This window comes from Deltaproteobacteria bacterium, from assembly GCA_017302835.1.
Classification (GTDB): domain Bacteria; phylum Bdellovibrionota; class Bdellovibrionia; order Bdellovibrionales; family Bdellovibrionaceae; genus UBA2316.
In genome coordinates, this window is record JAFLCC010000006.1 from 233,842 (window position 1) to 252,032 (window position 18,191).

The window sequence follows — 18,191 nt, forward strand, 5'->3', positions numbered from 1 at the left end:
ATTATGAATCGTACCGTATTGTTAACATTATTATTCTTATCTGGGACTATTTGGGCCGATGAAGCTACGGATTTGTTAACAGTGGACACCTTGCAAGGAAATCCTGCGCACGTAGGGCTTTCTACAGTGGATAAAATTGAGCAAGAAATCGTGGCTGGAATCAAACAGAAATGTGATATTTATGGATGCGTTCTATTTGTTGATGAAGGAAACGGAAATGAATTTAAGATCACTTTAGGTGGTGGTGTAGGGCAGAATTACTCTGGCTATGGCGGTGGTGGTGGCGGAGGAATTAATATCTATGGAGCCCAGTCAGGCAACGATCCCTATTATGGAGTTACTTTTACTTATATTCATACCAACTATAAATGTATTCGAAGAGTGCCCGAAGGGACTTACAAGTTAGTTGAAAGTTATCAAAAGCTAATGGCCTCAAAGGAATATGTGGAAAAAGTTTTTAGTTCATGGAAAAAAGGTGAAGAATTGCCAACACCCGAAAATGTAAAAACAGCACTTTCAGTATTGGTTTCTGTAAAACCAAGTCAGGGAAATTGTGGCAGACTGGGAAACAACTAAAATAAATTTTCTAAAACTTCTTCTGTTTTTTTTGTTAGGTTTCGGTTTCCGAAGTTTTTCCGAAGTTTATTCTTTTTCTAATACCAACCTCTGCGCCAGACAGTCATTGGACCCGGCAAACTCGGTCTATTTGTTAATGGATGGATTTGCACCAGGTCGAGCTGCCATGAAAAGAGCCTATGATCTGAATTTATCTTCTCCGGAACTTGTTAAGAAGGTTTGGGCAGAGTACCATAAAAGAGCCTTCTATCTTTCTCATAAAATTTTAAATCACTTATCAAATGGACAGTTGCCTCTCCTTTCTGACGAAACAGTTAAGTCCTGTCATGGAAACATCAGAAACTGTTTAATTCTTAAAAATTTAGTTCTTGAAAATTGGAACCGAGTTTTCGAAACAACTCCAGGAAAAAATGTGAAATGTTCTTGGATTAAAAAAGCCATTCCTTTAAATTTTGCAATCAATTTTGAATCTAGAAATCCGACAAGGGATGATTTAGAAAAACTTGCCATGAGCTATCTGGATAAAAATAATTATATTGATCGTTGTGAAAATATACTGAATTTAGACCTTCAAAATCAACCTGACTTGGTTCTGAGGTTGAATTTTCCGCCATTCAAAGATTCTAAGGAGGGGTTTCAATTTTGGAATTCGTTTAAGATTTATTTGACTTATATTTGGGGCCTAAAAATTAATTCTGGAAAGTTTAAATTTGAAGACTTGTCTAGGAGCTTTGCGGTTGAGGAGTTAATGACTCTCATGGCTGACGGTTGCCAGTCGATATCCAAACCAGAATGTTCTTCTGATTTTTTAAACACCTCGCAGTTTCGAGATATCATCAAAAAGGGCAAATTTGATGATAATTATTTAATGGCCAATGAGATTTTAAAGGCAGAAATTACGAAAGCTAAAAATGAGCTAAACCCTGATGAGAAGTCATCGAAACAAAGTTTTTCTGCAGGTAATTTTGATCTTCGCAATCAGTTGTTGTCTACTATGAAATTTAGACATCAAGCTCAATTTCAGTTTTATAAAAGTTATAAGACTTTAAAAACAATTTTTAATCAAAAAAAGGTTAATGAAATAGTGAATGACTTAAACACTCTTGAAGGCATCGAAAGATCTGAGGCCGAGCAGGAAAAGGAAGTCATGTGCAGTGAATTATTAAAATTTTCAAATAAAGAAGTGAGTGGTTTCGCAAAAGAGATAATCCAAGCTAGATCTGTTTTTGCTGCAAGTGAAAATTCTGAACTTTTAAATCTTTGGGAAAAAGTGATAGATCTTTCATTGAAGTTAAAACCTTTTTGTCAGGATGTGGAAAATAAATTAAAACTTAAGATGGTGTCAGAGGATGCCTCTACCAAAATCATGAGGACGAAGAAATGGTCCAAAACAGTGACACAGTATTTATTGCCTTTTGATATTCAAAATGATTTGACAGAGAAAAATCAATCTCGTTCGCATCCTTACGTAAAGCTTGCGGAAGAAATAATTTGTGATAACCCTATAGACTGTGTTCGTTCATCTATGGAGTCAGCGGTTAACTTGTATCAAGTTATGCTGTACCGGAATCAGGCTTTAAATAAGCTTCCAAACGAGTTGAATGCCCAAGGCAGTCTTGCGGGAGCCGTGGCTTGTCAACTTTATGATCCTTGGGCTGAAAGTCAATTAAGGAAAAAAAAGCTTATCAGTGACATCATCAGCTCCGTGATATCGGGAGTGACGATGCTTCCGATTTATTTAGATTTAACATTTCAGCAGCCTCAGATTACCAGTTTTAAACAGCTGATGGATTCAGGAACTATAAAATTTGACCCTATTTTTAACGAAAATGACATTAAAAAGACTCTTTTTATAGATCTGGGTCCTGTGGCAAGAACAAATTGTTATTTAAGTTTATCAAATAGTATAGATTTGAATTTACATCAATACAGGTACGTTTTTAGTGGTGTCACCTTTCAGGGCTGCATGAAAAAGGCGGCTGGGGAAATGAATTCTGATCTCCTCAGCTTAACCGAAAACAAACTAAATGAGCTCAGCGCTTGTGGGTCTTGTACTTTGAATTTTGAATCGGTAGCCATGGCCGCAGTGGAGTCGAATTACAGTGTTCTTCGAGCTGGTCTTAGAATTTTTGCGAGCTTGATTTATTATCTGAGGGAGTCCGAAAACCCTAAAACCAACCCCATCGAGTTTCAGATAAATTCTGATTACATCGTAGAGACTTTTCAAAAATACAATTCTATTCCAGATAAGTGTGTTTATGAGCTGATTAATGGTTCAAAGTGTATGGAAGATCTTTGTGTTTCCAAAACAGTTTCTGAACTTGAGAAATCCACTGGGCTTAAAGTGGAATCAGCATCGATATGGAGTTCAAGTTTAGAAAAGGGTGTCGGTGGATCAGACCATCCAGCAAAGGACGTTTGGGTTAAGATTGTTGGGTGTCAAAGGGAAGAACGAATACCTATCACTTGTGTTACTAACAGAATCCCTAGTTTTATTAATATATCAAATCATCTGAAAAATCTTTCATGCGGAAGAGGTCAATAAGAATGAAAAATTTAATTCAAATGATCTTGATCTGTTTTTCGTTTTCTCATTTTCTTTTAGCGGCACCAAAGTCAATCCCTAAAGTAATTCCAGAGAGTCATCAGCCCTTTGAAATGAGTGAATATAAAATGAGTAAAGAAAAAATAAGTTATGAAAGTGATTTCACTATGGGATATTTTATTGAATGCAGTGAAAAAAGCTCTCAACTTTGTCAAAATTTGTGTCACCAAAATAAATGTTTGCTGAATGAGGATTCCTGTGAAGGGTGTATTTCTTCAAATAATTATCAAATGTATTCTCTTTATCGTGATTTAAAGAGCATTTATGCAGTATCATTAAATCAAAGTTCAACAATTCAGGTACTAACCGAATTTCAAAATGAGGCATTGTTTGTTGTTGATAGCACTTCCATTTTTGGTCTATTTATGGATGTTTCGGATGGGCTTCAATTAAATAAAATGAAAGCCGATTTCTTAAGTTATTGTCCGCAGGGAAGCAAAGAAAGTTTTTTGGTTCTTTCAAAAAATGAAGATCATTTTTTGAAATTAAAGTTTATTATTTGTCAAAGTTCCAGTGAATTTGCCATTTTTCAAATCCATTTCAATAAAGAGTATGAAAATGACTAAAATTTTTCTGGTTGTTTTTCTAGCTGCCTTTAGTTTGCTTGCAGAGGTTTGGCATTCTGAAAACGAATGGAGTCTTGATTGGGAAAATAAGTATTCAGATTGGGTTAAAGAATCTTGGGTACAGGAAATCTTCACTGATGAAGAGAGTCTTTTGTATGGCTTAAAAACTGATTGTGCGGACGCTACTTATTTTATGAGGGCTTATTTTTCTTACAAAAATAAACTGCCATTTGTAGCCACATCATCAAGTGGCAAACTCCTTACTGAGAAGTCAAAACAATTTGATTTTCTTTTAGATGAAAATAAAAAATTTATTAGTTTTTTAAAATACATAGCCGATGTGACCAACACCTACACCTTAGCAAAGGATACTCTGCCCATTCCTATGAATAGAAAGGTGTTGAGGGCCGGAGCTGTTTATGTAAGCCCAGGAATTCATTCTTATCAAATTGTGGATTTGGATGAATATGGAAATGTAACAACCCTCAGCTCAACAGTACCCAGAGACGTTAGAATTTTATTTAAAAATTATGGATTTCCTTTCTACATTCCTAAGGATATAAAAAGCGAAAAAGATGGTTTTAGAGTTTTCAAGTGGCCTTCAGAATATACTTTGCCGGATAAAGAAAATCTTCGCAGATCTTCTGAACAATATGAACTGTTTAAGCCCTATGAGAACTCCTTCGTTCGGTATAATGATTTTGTTATAGATCGATTTAAATTGAAAGCTGAACCCTTGGAAAATAAGATAAATAGAGTTTATGAAAGCCTTTGTTATTATTCAAGAGAAAGATCGGCACAGGTCACCCAAGCCTACGTTCGGTGGTTAGAGACTCGAAAAACTTGTTTATCTCGGTCCGATTACGATGAGTACAGTACTTTTTTTAGAGATGATCAACTAAAAGAATATTTCAATTATTTTCGGTCTATAAGGTCTAATGAATCTTGGTCGGAGCTTAGCTCGGAAACGAAAGAGAAATTCCTATCCGTTTTTAACCAAAAATATGCAAGAATGGGATGCCTTGTGGAGACTACTTGGCCTCAACAGCCAGTGATAACTTTATTTGAAATTAGAGAGGCTCTTGAAAAAGGACTTATCGTTTCCGATCCCAATGCGGATATTGCCCAAAGATGGGGATTAAAGTCCTTTGGGCCAAAATGCTTACGATATGAGACAGTGCCCTAAAGTTCCAATTGAATTTTTTCTAGAAGAGAAGGGTCCTCTAAAACCATTTCACCACCGATGGCAATAGCCACGAGGGGGGAGTTGGCAACCCTAACGGGAAGCCTGACTTCATTTTGAATTCTTAAGCTAAAATCCTTAATAAGAGCCCCTCCACCGGCGAGCCAAATACCTTTATCGATGATATCTGAAACCAGCTCTGGTGGAGTGTTTTCGAGGGCTTTGTGAATGGCATTAATTATTTGTTGGAGGCAATCATTCATGGCGATCCCAACTTCTTCTGAAGTGACTTCCATGGTTTTCTGCATCCCTGTTTCCGTATCTCTTCCACTAACAATGGCTGTTTGAATTTCCTTTTTTGGAACCGCGGTTCCAATAGAGATTTTTAAAAGTTCTGCCTGGGACTCGGGAATTATAATATTTTTATATTTTTTAAAATAAGCAATGATATCTTCATCTATTTTATGGCCGCCCACGCGGATGGCCTCACAATAAACAATATCAGCAAGGGCAATCACCGCAACTTCTGTCGTTCCTCCACCAATATCCACAATCATATTTCCCAGGGCTGATTTGATTTCTAAACCACTTCCTATGGCGGCAGCCATTGGTTCATCAATTAAATAGACTTTTTTGCTGCCAGCTTTCTTGCAGGCTTCAACAACCGCTTTTTTTTCTACTTCAGTGACTCCAAAGGGTAAGGAGACTACCACGCGAGGTGAGGAAAAATGTTTTTTAACCTGGGGATGATTTAGAAAAAACTTGAGCATGTGTTCTGCTGAATCAAAATCGGCAATCACTCCATCTTTTATAGGTTTTAGAATAAAAATATTACCAGTTTGTTTCTCAGAAATTTCCTTCGCAGCTAAGCCAACAGCCACAATCTTTTTTTTATGAGGGGAATTTGAAAGATAGGCCACAATGCTGGGCTCGTTAAGGACGATCCCTTTCCCCCGTGCTGAGATGACCGTGTTCGCGGTACCCAGATCGACATAAATATCAGCTCCATTTTTATCTTCTCGAAACCAGGAAAACATATTACTCCTTTTTCTTTCTTCTTTGGAAGCCCTTATTGGCATCAAAAGGAATGCTGGCAAACAGGCTTAGACCCGATTCAGAGTTATTTAGATTTAAGGCGAATTCTCCTGCGAAAAAAACGCTCTCAAGGTCTGGGTGTTGGTACTCGGTGCCTACAACAAATTGAGTTCCAGTGCTGTTATTACTCTTTGTATAAACTAAATTGATGGGTACCGCGAAATAAGGAGTCATGGTGCCCTTCTCAATATCTACTTTTTTGCTGATTAAGGGGCTGATTTGAAAGGCTGTGGTGCTGGTGTCAGCAATTCGAGCAAGCCAAATCGAAGCTTTGATTCCAATGGCCGGCTGATTCATGAAGTCAGGAAAGGGAATATATTTAACGGAGCCACCCAGATGAAAATCAACAGATCCTAGACCAAACAAAAACCGAGAAGAGAGCTCATCACTTCCACCCATGTCCAGAAAGGTACCGATATTAAGGCCCGATTTCCCTGCGGTGAGACTTTGTAAACTGGCACCAATTCGATAAGTTCCTTGGGGAAGGGTTTCCCCAGATTCTCCGATGCTTAAGTAGTTAGCCTTAGCATAGAAAGCGGTTGTTAGAAGCAAAAGAACAAGGTGGAATTTAAACTTCATATTTTTAGTTCCTATGTAAACTCGATTTCGTATCGAGATGGATTTAAAGATCATAAATTAAACTAAGTGGGTTTGACAAGTAGATGAACTGTTGAGATTTTATTATCATGAATATTGAAAAAATACCTTTGAGTATTGTCGTGATTACTTTTAATGAGGAAAAAAATTTGAGGAGATGTCTAAATTCTGCTAGTTTCGCACAAGATATCGTGGTGTTAGATAGCATATCTAAAGATAAAACTAAAGAGATCTCCTTAGCCTGTGGAGCCCGATTTTATGAACAGACTTGGTTGGGTTTTGGTAGGCAAAAGAAAAAAGCTGTGGGTCTCGCAATGTTTGATTGGGTGTTATGTCTGGATGCGGATGAGGAAATAAGCAAAGACCTGCATGATGAATTGATTTTACGCTGGTCAGAATTAAAAGAGGATACGGGATATAAACTTCCAAGATTGTCATTTTATTTAAATAAATGGATTCATCATGGTGGATGGTACCCAGATTATCAATTGAGATTGTTTAACAGGAAATTTTCTCAGTGGTCTGAAGATCTCATTCATGAAAAAGTTTTATCTCCAAAAACAGAAAATTTTAAAAGCGCCTTAAATCATTACGTATTTGATGACATTGCTGATCAGGTGAATACAAATAATAAGTATTCTAGCTTGCAATCTGAAAAGATGAATCATGAGGGACGTCGGTTTAATGGTTTTCATTTTATAACAAAACCCATGGTTAAATTTATAGAATGTTACTTTTATAAAATGGGATTTTTAGATGGATGGGTTGGTTTTATCATTGCCATCAGTGCGGCCTATTCTGTTTTTTTGAAATGGGCAAAGCTTTGGGAGCTGAAAGAGAAGAGGAGTGTCAAGTGATGGCATGGAATAGAAGCACCTGTCTTTGTCTTGTTATTTATTTGATTTTCATTCAAGTGAAAATAGCAAATGCAGCTAATTTAGAAATTAAGTCAGTCCCTCCCGTTTTTAAAATCTTGTCTAACGCTTCGGAGGCACTCAATAAAAAAGAAGTATTTCTTAATCAAAAAGCCTTGACCACCTATAAGACGCTTGACTTCCCCTCCGGGGAATATGAGGTCAAAACGAATCAATCGAGTGCTTTTTTCGTGTTTAATAGCAATCTGAGAGTGAAGATAAACCCAAATTCTGAATTAAAAATGATATTAGGGTCTCAGGATAATCCAGGTATGTTGTTTGAGATAAGAAAAGGGCTTGCCTATTTTAAATCAGGAAATTCTCCTTTTGAGCTCTTCATTGAAAAGTTATTCCAATTTAAAGTTTTTTCCGGAGACTTATCAGTTGATTACGTCTTCTCTTCAAAAAAAACCACCTTTTATGCATTTGTTGCTGATCAGAATATTCAAGTTTTAGGCGATAACCGTGTCACCCTCCTTAAACCGAATCATAAAATTGAATATATTCCTGAGTTGATCGAGCGCGAATTGTCCTATGATTTTTTGCTCAATGATAGAAAAATTCCTAAGTTTCAAGTTAATCAGGATATCATTGATAATTCTTCTTTTTTGAAAGAGGAAGAATGGGGAAATGAAAAGGTTAATAAGGCTAATTTAAATTTAAAGAAAAAACCTGAATTGAAATCAAAAACGGTATTTAAGAGTCCGACACAAATTTGCATTAAACCTGCGGCCAATTATTTAGATTGTTACTGGGTTAGGAAAGAAAAAAAATGTCATCGATTTCATTGTAATTTAAATGGACAGTGGGTTCAGGAAACTGAATTTAATGAAATTTCGGAATGTCCAATACGCCCCACGGTCAAACCTTGCGAGTGGATGAATTAAAATAACGTCTCAAACTGTGACAATCCGATTAAATAAATTTTATTAAACAAATATAAATTCAATCCGATGGGTGGTACAGGAGCCCCTATGCCATTAAATGTAGCAATCTTTGAAGATGACATTGATATCGCTGACTTACTGAAAGAAATGATGGGGTCACCGGAATGTAAGGTGAGTGTTTACTACAATTTTAAAGACAATTCTTGGGTCGAATCTGATGTGGTTCTTGGTGATTTTAGAAATCATCTTATTCCTTTTCAAGATTTGAAACAAGAATGTTTGAAAAATGATATTCCCCTTATCGCCATTTCTGGAGCTGATACCACCCATACACCCCAACTGTTAAAACCTTTTTCCGCTGAAGACTTACAGATTATCATTCAAAAAACGGTCATTGAATACCGGAAGGATAAAATGAATAAAGCGTCTGATAAAAATCAAAAAGAAGAATTAAAAGAGAGTTCTGTTGTTTCCATTTTAAAAAAAGGAAGTTAATTGAAAGCGAAAAATAGAAACATTTTTTCGCTGCTTATTTTGATCTGTGGTGTGATGCTTGGGTATTATTTTCAGAAAAATCAAAAGATGATCGAAAAATTGGATTCCTCCTCGCACGAAGTTGGAAAACTTAAATATGAAAATATCTTGAACACGATTCAAGAAAAGAAAATGTTATTTTCAGGTAATGCTTTCTATCAGTCAGATGCCTGTGTTAGAGAATTGAATCATTTGTATGATTTGATTTATCCTCTTAAAGTAACTGATTTTGATCAAACCAATGTGGGTTTCCACTTTTTAGATGTCCTGAGGTCACTTTTTAACTTTAGAGTTCAAATGAGAGAGTCCTTTCAAAAACATTATTTTGAAGGATCGACAAGTGCTGAATGTGCTTTTGCCCATCGAAGGGTTTTTAGAAGCCTGCGAGTGTTAGAGGATTTCGTGGGAATCTATGGAACAGGAATGAAAAAAAACATTCAAGGGCTTGAGCCGTCTCAATTGAACAAGAAAGAAGACTTTTTTCGCGCCTTCGAAGGGAATTATGAAAACTTTCTTTGGAATGAGTCCTATAAACCTGCTAATCCTTTAGCCTATCAACCTCAATCTGGAGATGTCTTATTATCGCGTGGTTCAGCCTCCGTATCTGCGGCAATAGCCAGGATTACGGATGAAGATTCAAATTTTTCCCATATTGGAATGATCTATGTAGACCCCAAGACCAAAAGTATAGAGACCATTGAGGCGCATATTGAATTAGGTACTGTTGTAACAGACATTAAAAAATACAAGGATCTTAAAGTTCGCTCATTGGTTTTCAGATTTAGAGATCCACAGAAGACAAAAGAAGAAAATTCTGAAATGGCTCATCAAGCGGCCTCAAAGGTGAGAGCTCAAGTTTTAGAGTATAAAAGTAAATATGGATCTTCCGACTATCCTAATGTTTGTTATGATTTTACTATGAATGTAGATAATCCCATTCAAATGGAACCTTCAAAGGATCCATCAAAGAGAAAGTGTTTATTTTGTTCAGAAGTAGTGTCCCTTGGATTTTCATTAGTTAATGAAGGAAAATATAAAATTCCTACCTTTTTTTCATCAATTAAGCCAAAGAATAGAAAGTTCATTGAAGACATAGGAGTAGGAGTTGATAAAACATTTGCCCCTGCAGATATAGAAATAGATCCTTATTTTGATTTAGTTCTTGAATGGAGAGATTTCGAAAGAGTCCATAAAAGTCACCAAATGGATGCCATATTGACAGCTGTATACAACTGGATGGATGAGTTCGATTATCAATTTTTCCCCTCGGAAGAGGTAAGGCAAAAAGTATCAATCGGGTATACGGCAAGAAGAATACCTTTAATTAATAAACTTTTTGGAGTTGTAGAAAAATTTCCATTAAATTTAAGCAAAAATGGTGTTCAAGCCATCTACCTTATGGACTTGATCGCCAAACCATTGAATTTATATATTGTCGATAAAGAAAAAATGAACAATACCTTGTTTACGTCTAAGGAAATGATCGAATTGTTAAACGATTGGAGAGTTAAAGATTTAGCAGAATACAGCACCCAAGAACCTGAAAAAAATTATGGACGTGATCAGGATCCTTATAAAAACTATCGATTCCACAATTTCTTCAGATCAGCTGAAATCAATAAAGAGTGAAGCGGTAGAGCATGCCCTGATTGGTGGGTTTGCTATGGCTTTTTATGGATTTCATAGGGCGACAGCAGATGTTGATTTTCTTGCTGATGGACAAAAACGAGATCGGATTAAAGAGGTTTTACTGAAAGCGGGTTTTCAGCTAAAATATGAATCGACAGAGGTTCTGCAGTTTGTTGGAGTTGGTTTTTTAGACATTCTTCTGGCTAATCGTCCCCTAAGTCAGGAGATGTTAACGCAGGCAAACCAATCACAGGAACTCAAAGTTCAAATTTTGCGTGCAGAGGATATTATTGGATTAAAAATTCAAGCTTATAAAAATGATCCCTCAAGAGAGTTCCAAGATAAATCAGATATTCAAAATTTACTGCAATTGCCAAATCTTCAATTTAATATAGTAAAAAAATATGCAGAACTTTTTTCTGAATGGGATGAAATTCAAAGTATTATGAAGAAAGGAAAACCTCATGGGCCTTGAAGCCTATTTACAGTTTTTAGAAGAATATTGGAGCTTATTTCCCTTCCCCGAAGAGCCAGCGACCAAAAAAGAATATTCTTTGATTTTTTTATAAAAAAATCAGTTGCTAACTCAAAATGAACTCAGTTAAGTAGTTCTAACAAGAAACAAGAAGACCTAACTGTGTTGAAAAGTGAAGCGATTTTTAACAAGAGTTTATATCTTCAGCCTGCTGGCGGGACTGCATACGCGGCAAATCCAAAGAAAGTTGATGTTACAAGCACTAGTAATTTGTAGTAAGTTCTTTTGATACCTGTAAAAATCGACTCCAAAGCGACTCTTTTTTTGTGTCTTCAGGGCAAAAACTAAATCCAAGCCCCCCCCAAAAAAACAAAAAGCTCTCTGAAAGAATCCCTTCAGCGAGCCGTAAAATCATTTTTAAAAATATGAAAGAGCAAGCTTGTCAGCACTCGAAAAATCTTGTGGACACAATTTCGATTCGCTTGACAAATGGTGGACCTTACAGGGATCGAACCTGCGACCTGTTGACTGCCAGCCAACCGCTCTCCCAGCTGAGCTAAAGGCCCATATTGATATATTTAAATGGTGCGTTCCTATTAAATAATTATTTGGAGTGATGTCAATATTAAATTTGGCATATTTTAGATTAAGTGAAAAGCTTGCTCCCTGAAATAAGACAGAGTAATTTGTTTCGAATTGATAAGGAGTTCCTCATGCTTTCCTATAAAGAATTTGATTTATATAATCCTACTGAAGAACATAAAATGTTGCGTGATACGGTGCGAAGTTTTACTGAAAATGAAGTGGAACCACAAGCTCACGAGTTTGATAAAAAGGAAAATTTTAATTTAAATTTGTTTCGAAAAGTCGGAGAGCTTGGACTTCTTGGAATCACTGTTCCTGAGGAATATGGTGGAGCGGGTATGGATGCCACTTCAGCAGTGATTGTACATGAAGAGCTATCGGCTTCGGACCCAGGTTTTTGTTTGGCTTATTTGGCTCATTCCATGTTGCTCGTCAATAATTTGGCACAGAATGGCTCTATAGAACAAAAACAAAAGCATTTGCCAAAGCTTTGTTCAGGAGAATGGATTGGCGCCATGGGGATGTCAGAACCCCATGTGGGAACAGATGTTTTGGGGATGTCGACAACGGCTGAAAAAAAAGGAAATCAATATATTCTTAATGGCCGTAAAATGTGGATCACCAATGGGACTATAGATGAGAACAAGACTCCCTGTGATTTAGTTTTAGTCTATGCCAAAACAGGTGAGAAAAATGGACGGCCTTTAATATCTACTTTTCTGGTTGAGAAATCCCTTGCAGGGTTTAAGGTGGGGCAAAAAATAAAGGATAAATTAGGAATGCGTGCCTCAAATACAGCCGAGTTGGTATTTGAAAATTGCGAGGTGCCTTTGTCTCACTTGGTAGGAAAGGAAGGGGATTCTATGCTTCATATGATGAAGAATTTGGAGTTAGAAAGGCTTACCTTGGCCGCCATGTCCTTGGGGATTGCTCGCAGAAGTTTACAAATTATGAATAAGTATGCGTCCGAACGGGAGGCCTTCGGTAAACCTTTAAATTTCTTTGGTCAAATTCAAAAATATATTGGTGAATCCTATGCCGAATTTCAAGCAAGTCGAGCCTACGTTTATGAAACAGCTCGAAAGTTAAATTTAAATGTTGAAGGAAATCGTTTGGACAGTGATGGGGTTAAGTTAGTGGCAACGACCATGTCTAAAAATCTTGCTGACAGGGCCATCCAAGTTCTTGGAGGCTATGGGTATGTGGCAGAGTACACGGTAGAAAGACTGTGGCGTGATGCTAAGCTTTTGGAAATTGGTGGAGGAACACTAGAAGCTCATCAAAAAAATATCACCCGTGATCTAAGCAAAAATCTATGAATCATTCTGAATTGTTTCCATTTGCTGAGGAAATCAGACTCAGTGAAAGCTTAAGCGTTCATTATGAGCTGGTATTGCGATTATTGAGTGAACAGCTTACCGATGAAAGAAAAAAAAGAATTCGTGAGGTCATTGAGCTAAGAACCTTTGATGTCTCCGTGGTATGCGAGGGTATTTATGACAAAGGAAATGTATCTGCAGTAATGAGAAGTGCCGAAGCCTTTGGGTTTGCTCCTTTTCATGTCATTGAGAACTCTGAAAAATTTAAAAACTCGAGCCGCATCACTCGAGGTTCAGAAAAGTGGCTCGAGATTCAAAAGTGGAAATCGAGTTCGGAATGCATTTCCTTTCTAAAAAAACAGCAACGTCAATTGATTGTAACTTCACTGGATGCCACTATTTCCATTGATGACGCCTCAGATCGGATTGATTTTTCAAAACCTTGTGCTGTGGTTCTTGGAAATGAGAAAGAGGGTGTTTCGGAAGAGATGCTGGCGGCAGCGGATTATAAAATTAAAATTCCGATGTATGGTTTTGTCCAGAGCTTTAATATTTCGGTAGCGGCCGCCTTATGTCTTTATCATATTTCTCTGAGAAGAAAGAAGTTTCCACATTTAAATTCTCTTTCTTTGGTGCAAAAGAAAATTCTAGAGGCTATTTACACCCTAAGGACTTTAGATTCAGCTGAGGATCAATTAAGAAATTATTTTCAAAGGAATTCCTAATGAAAAGTAAAACAAGATTAGTGGAGTTAAAAAATTTTAAATTAGGAGAGTCTAAAACAACGTATGAAGTAAATTATAATCCGAATTTATTAGAGGCCTTTGAGAATAAGAATCCAACTAAAATTGCCTGGACTTCTTTTTTGTGTCATGAATTTACTTCCCTTTGCCCCAAAACAGGACAGCCTGATTTTGCAAAAATATATATTAATTATATTGCTGGGAAAAAAATGGTGGAAAGCAAATCTTTAAAGTTGTATCTGTTTAGCTTCCGGAATCATGGTGATTTTCATGAAGATTGCGTGCAGACTATTTGTGATGATCTTGTAGCGTTGATAAAACCAAAATATATAGAAGTCATTGGAGAATTCACTCCCCGTGGAGGAATTGCTATTTTTCCCTATGCTTCATTTGCTGCAAATGAAAAGATTTTTCAAGAAATTTATAAACACAGGCTGCAGAACTATGTTCCTGGAAAATATTCTAATTAGTTCCTCTGATTTAAAAAAGTTTATTTCCCCAGAGACGTTGAAGAAATAAGCGCCAGGGAATGATTTGAATGTTTTTATTGACTCGCTCTAGGGGGTCATCACTCAGGACTATAAACTCTTTAATACTCTCTTCCTGTTGGAGTGCACGTAAGCTTTTTAAATGAGATTCATTAATCCGCTAAATATATAGCACTTGATCAAGAATATTTTTCTTATTTGTCCTCAGGGTCCCATTCCTGTAAGCTTATTTTCGTTAAGGATGTCGGGCTTCTTTTATGAGTGTTTGCGATTTCATTGTGAAAATTCAAGTCGTCTAGTTTTTCTAGAGTGATCATATAGAGGTCAGCCAGTGGTTTAATTCCATTATGTTTTCTAAGATTGTAATTTTGAATTCTAGCAATAATGTCTTGCTTGTCCCTAAGGTATAGCTGAAGACCCCATTTTGACCAAATCGTGGGAAGGTAGGTATTGGCGGAAAGTAGGGCAGGAAATTGTTTGATGTCATAATCCCAAAGCTCACGGGAATCGAGTTTTCTGAAAAGTTGAATATCAATAATAATAAAGGCATCCAAGATAAAAAGAAGAGGGTAAACAGCTGTGTTTCCTAAGCCACGAAGTAATAAGGATAGTTGCGAAGGAGTAGGGATGTCGGGAATTTTCCATGAATAATCCTCTTGCCACGGATAAGCCCAGTTAGGTCTGGAATTTTGATTAAGAAATCCTCGTTGCATAAACTCAGAGAATAGCTCGTTTCCTCTTTTAAAATCTTTGAAGGCCACAATGGCCGCTTGGGCCGCAAAAATTTGATCTCGGCTACAATTTTGAGGATCAAATCCCCAGTAGGATGGATCATTGGATCTTCGATAAATGCCACGTTGGTGTGTTAAAGCCATCAAATCTTCGTTGTAACCTTGGGATAAGGGACGATTTAAATCATCTTTTGAGGCGCCTAGGATATTCAACAGAGTGTAGTAAGAACCTGTTCTTTGTAAAGTGTCACCCATATCCGAATCGAGTTGGGTGATCAGTCCTTGGGAACGGTAAAGGGACATTTGATCTAATACTTGCTTGATAATGTCCTCATTTACCAGATAGAAGTAGGAACCCTGTCCTTCTTCCAGAGGGGTCACAAAAAATCCTGTAAAACTAGAAGCCAACACCAAGGAAGTTAAGACGGCAAGTCGTTTTAAAGTCCATTTCATCTTGTTTTTAGGATATCAAAAGTGGTGTTTTTACTCTATTATTATGTTTCTATAGATAGGTAAAAACAAGAAAATGGTCCAGATTGGATGTGAGTGTATCACATTGAGACCAGGGGCGCTAAAGATTCCACGCTTTGTATCCGAGCCCCTCTGTGGACAGGTCCCTCATCATCTATTTTTTACGAGTCAAAATCACATCGGCTTTTCTATTTTTTGGTAACAAGAGAGTTCCAACAATTTGAATTGGGTTTTGAGGTCGCAAAATCCCTTCAAAATTAAAGAAATAAGCACGAGAGCTACCATTTATTAAGCTGGTCATGGTGATTCTTTGAGGAAAGGTATCGGGTCTATAATCTACATCGAGATCCAGACTCAGATCTCCAGAAGGGACATCCAATCTTTCATAATAAGCCCGTATCACAGGTTTGTTTCCCACAGTCATGGTCGCATTTAGGGAAATTCGGATAGGAAATGGTTTAATGTCTTTTGTAAACACATCAACCGTTCCTTCATAGGAGCCCTCGATCGTTTTATAGATTTTCAATAAATTTTCACTGTTTTGATTGTCTAAATTATCACTTGGAGCCTGAGGTGTCTTATCGAGCCACTTCATGCTGACGGTACCAATAATCCCATTTCGCGATAGTGCTTCGGCAACAAATACAGCGTTTACAAATTTTCCTCTGAGGGACACAATATCCAAATTTGGATTTGAAGGATTGTAAATAACCAGGTTGTAGTTTTCAGGATTCGCCAGATCGTTGTAACTGACAGAGTAAATGGAGCCTCCGGCAAAATTATCAGCTCTTTTGATATAAGCTTTTAACACAGCTTTGCGGAGTGGTTGTCCTTGGCTATCTATCCCACCTAGTTCTTCCTGAGTAAAAATAGATAATTCCAGTGAGGGGCCCGCCTGTCCAGGCCGATCATTGAGTTTCAAGGACCCTTTATAGCGACCAATGATTTCTGAGTTCAATGGGTTCGGTCGATCTTTAAGTCTTTTAAGAAGGACCTTGGTTTTGATATTCTTCGTAAGGACCAAATCACCTTCAAGAGCCAAAAGATCAAGAGCCAATGGTGGACAAGGACCTTTAGGTTCCTTGCTGCATTTTTCATCCGTTTTTAATTGGCCTTCAAAGTTAAATCCACTTCCCGATTTACTCACAAGGGAAATTTTCTGAGGGAAAGTGTCTGTTTTGAAATCAACCACTAGATCCTGATTAAAATCCAGAACAGGGTATTGATCGAGTCTTTCATAAAAGGCCTTCAGTTCTGGTTTTCCAGCCTGATTGGTAGTGGCAGTTAAGGTGACTCTAGAAAGAATTGGATTTAAAGCTGAATTTGGAACTTGGATAAATCCTTCATAGGTCCCTTCAACAGTTTTATAATTTTTTAATAGATTGCTATTGTTTTGATTTTCTAAGTTGTCACTAGGAGTATGTGGATTTTTGTCAAGCCATTTTAAACTCACTCGGCCAATGATTCCATTACGAGAAAGAACCTCAGCTTCAAACAGGGAGTTAATAAATTTTCCTCTTAGTGAGATTATATCTATACTTGGATTTGAAGGGTTATAGATAACTAAATTGTAGGTCTCTGGATTCGCGAGATCGTTGTAGCTCACGGAATAGATGGAACCTATCGAGTTGGTATCTAATCTTTTAATATAAGCTTTTAAAACTGGCCGGCGCATTGATTGCCCATTGTTATCCACACCGCCGGTTTCCTCTTGAACAAAAATAGAAAATTCCAATGTTGGGCCTATTTGTCCTGGGCGGTCGTTCAGTTCTAATTGCCCTTCATATTTTCCAACCACATCAGAGTTTTGTGGTTGAGTTCTATGAGTCATCCGAGAAAAACGAACGGCGGTTTTGATATTTTTTGCGAGGACTAAATCCCCTTGGATAGTGAGGGGGCAGGTATCAACCCCGCAATAGGTATCCGCGTTCATCGTGCCAACAAAATTAAATCCGCTTCCTGATTTGCTGACAAAGGAAATCTTTTGTGGGTAGGTCTCAGTTTTAAAATCCACCACGAGTTCGTGATTGAAATCAAGAACAGGGTATAAATCCAAGCGTTCAAAGTAAGCCTTCAATTCCGGTTTTCCAAGTTGATTCAATGTTGCAGATAAGGTGATCCTTGAAAGAATAGGGTTTAATGCCGAGGGCTCAACATAAATGGATCCCTCGTAGGTTCCTTCGATGCGTTGGTAGAGTTTCAAAATTTTTTCATTGAGATCTGATTGAATCCCTAGACTTGAGGCTTCTGTGGATTTATCAGAAAGCTTTAAACTCATTTTACCAATTTCCCCACTCTCAGAATAAACGAGGCATTCAATGCTATCGTTTTGAAAACTTCCCCTAATCGAAGAAATTTCTTGAGAGCTAAGGGTTGAATTTTCACCAACAACAGTTGGGTTATTTAAAATTAAATTTTGCTTGTTGGGGTCCGTTGGAGGAAAATCCGCCATAAATACCAAACCTAGATTTAAGGCATCGGCTCTTTTAAAATAGGCTTTTAAGGTAGGTCGGGTGATGGGTCGTCCATCCGTATCCATCCCGGCATTTTCCTCTTTGATGTATAAGGAAAGCTCAACGTCCACATTTTTATTTTGCGGGCGATCGAAAAAAATTAACTGCCCAACATATTTTCCCGTGATCTGGTCATATTGTTGCTTTAACTGATCACGATCTTTTTCCCGTTGCTTGATTTTTTCAGCGCTGGGGTTGTTTTTATCAAAAGAGCAAGCTAACAATAAGAAATAAAAAAATAGCATCATGACTAAATTCAGTGTTTTCATTTTGTAATCCT

At 37.2% G+C, this 18,191-nt stretch carries 16 protein-coding genes and 1 tRNA gene; 12 read left to right on the top strand and 5 right to left on the bottom strand.

The genetic code is table 11. The annotated features are described in order from the left end of the window. Positions 1-3: 3 nt before the first annotated feature. The 4 genes from J0M15_09055 to J0M15_09070 are packed head-to-tail and all read left to right on the top strand — an operon-like array spanning position 4 to position 4,933. Positions 4-576, top strand: a complete 573-nt coding sequence (locus J0M15_09055; GenBank protein ID MBN8537191.1) for a hypothetical protein — start codon at positions 4-6, stop codon at positions 574-576. Continuing rightward, positions 554-3,121, top strand: coding sequence for a hypothetical protein (locus tag J0M15_09060; GenBank protein MBN8537192.1), 2,568 nt, complete (start codon positions 554-556; stop codon positions 3,119-3,121). Before J0M15_09055 ends, J0M15_09060 begins: the two co-directional genes overlap by 23 nt. Positions 3,122-3,123: 2 nt before the next feature. Next, positions 3,124-3,747, top strand: a complete 624-nt coding sequence (locus J0M15_09065) for a hypothetical protein (protein MBN8537193.1) — start codon at positions 3,124-3,126, stop codon at positions 3,745-3,747. After that, on the top strand, positions 3,740-4,933 hold the full coding sequence (locus J0M15_09070) for a hypothetical protein (GenBank protein ID MBN8537194.1): 1,194 nt from the start codon (positions 3,740-3,742) through the stop codon (positions 4,931-4,933). The genes J0M15_09065 and J0M15_09070 overlap by 8 nt, the downstream gene beginning before the upstream one ends. Here the strand turns inward: J0M15_09070 and J0M15_09075 are convergent. Then, complete coding sequence (locus J0M15_09075) at positions 4,930-5,967, bottom strand: rod shape-determining protein (GenBank protein MBN8537195.1); 1,038 nt, start codon at positions 5,965-5,967, stop codon at positions 4,930-4,932. The genes J0M15_09070 and J0M15_09075 overlap by 4 nt on opposite strands. Position 5,968: 1 nt before the next feature. Next, positions 5,969-6,604 (bottom strand): hypothetical protein, encoded by a 636-nt coding sequence (locus J0M15_09080; protein MBN8537196.1) that lies wholly within the window; start codon positions 6,602-6,604, stop codon positions 5,969-5,971. A gap of 107 nt (positions 6,605-6,711) precedes the next feature. On the opposite strand from J0M15_09080, the gene J0M15_09085 reads away from it, so the two are divergent. The 5 genes from J0M15_09085 (at position 6,712) to J0M15_09105 (ending at position 11,061) form a co-directional block, all read left to right on the top strand. After that, complete coding sequence (locus J0M15_09085) at positions 6,712-7,479, top strand: glycosyltransferase family 2 protein (protein MBN8537197.1); 768 nt, start codon at positions 6,712-6,714, stop codon at positions 7,477-7,479. Further along, positions 7,479-8,423, top strand: a complete 945-nt coding sequence (locus J0M15_09090) for a hypothetical protein (protein MBN8537198.1) — start codon at positions 7,479-7,481, stop codon at positions 8,421-8,423. Before J0M15_09085 ends, J0M15_09090 begins: the two co-directional genes overlap by 1 nt. A gap of 87 nt (positions 8,424-8,510) precedes the next feature. Continuing rightward, positions 8,511-8,918: a hypothetical protein gene (locus J0M15_09095; GenBank protein MBN8537199.1), complete on the top strand. Its 408-nt coding sequence runs from the start codon at positions 8,511-8,513 to the stop codon at positions 8,916-8,918. Next, positions 8,919-10,586, top strand: coding sequence for a hypothetical protein (locus J0M15_09100; protein MBN8537200.1), 1,668 nt, complete (start codon positions 8,919-8,921; stop codon positions 10,584-10,586). A gap of 34 nt (positions 10,587-10,620) precedes the next feature. Continuing rightward, positions 10,621-11,061, top strand: a complete 441-nt coding sequence (locus J0M15_09105) for a hypothetical protein (GenBank protein MBN8537201.1) — start codon at positions 10,621-10,623, stop codon at positions 11,059-11,061. 490 nt (positions 11,062-11,551) lie between these two features. Here the strand turns inward: J0M15_09105 and J0M15_09110 are convergent. Beyond that, positions 11,552-11,627: transfer RNA gene (locus tag J0M15_09110), tRNA-Ala, on the bottom strand. Between the two features lie 147 nt (positions 11,628-11,774). Between J0M15_09110 and J0M15_09115 the strand changes: the two genes are divergently transcribed. Genes J0M15_09115 through queF form a run of 3 tightly spaced genes read left to right on the top strand, consistent with a single transcriptional unit; the run spans position 11,775 to position 14,178 of the window. Continuing rightward, positions 11,775-12,965, top strand: coding sequence for an acyl-CoA dehydrogenase family protein (locus J0M15_09115; GenBank protein MBN8537202.1), 1,191 nt, complete (start codon positions 11,775-11,777; stop codon positions 12,963-12,965). An 11-nt stretch (positions 12,966-12,976) separates the two neighbouring features. Continuing rightward, positions 12,977-13,690, top strand: a complete 714-nt coding sequence (locus J0M15_09120; GenBank protein MBN8537203.1) for an RNA methyltransferase — start codon at positions 12,977-12,979, stop codon at positions 13,688-13,690. Then, positions 13,690-14,178, top strand: coding sequence for a preQ(1) synthase (queF, locus tag J0M15_09125; protein MBN8537204.1), 489 nt, complete (start codon positions 13,690-13,692; stop codon positions 14,176-14,178). The genes J0M15_09120 and queF overlap by 1 nt, the downstream gene beginning before the upstream one ends. A gap of 212 nt (positions 14,179-14,390) precedes the next feature. Here queF and J0M15_09130 read toward each other — a convergent pair whose 3' ends face one another. Beyond that, positions 14,391-15,380 (bottom strand): hypothetical protein, encoded by a 990-nt coding sequence (locus J0M15_09130; GenBank protein ID MBN8537205.1) that lies wholly within the window; start codon positions 15,378-15,380, stop codon positions 14,391-14,393. A gap of 172 nt (positions 15,381-15,552) precedes the next feature. After that, positions 15,553-18,180 (bottom strand): hypothetical protein, encoded by a 2,628-nt coding sequence (locus tag J0M15_09135; GenBank protein MBN8537206.1) that lies wholly within the window; start codon positions 18,178-18,180, stop codon positions 15,553-15,555. Positions 18,181-18,191: the final 11 nt, after the last annotated feature.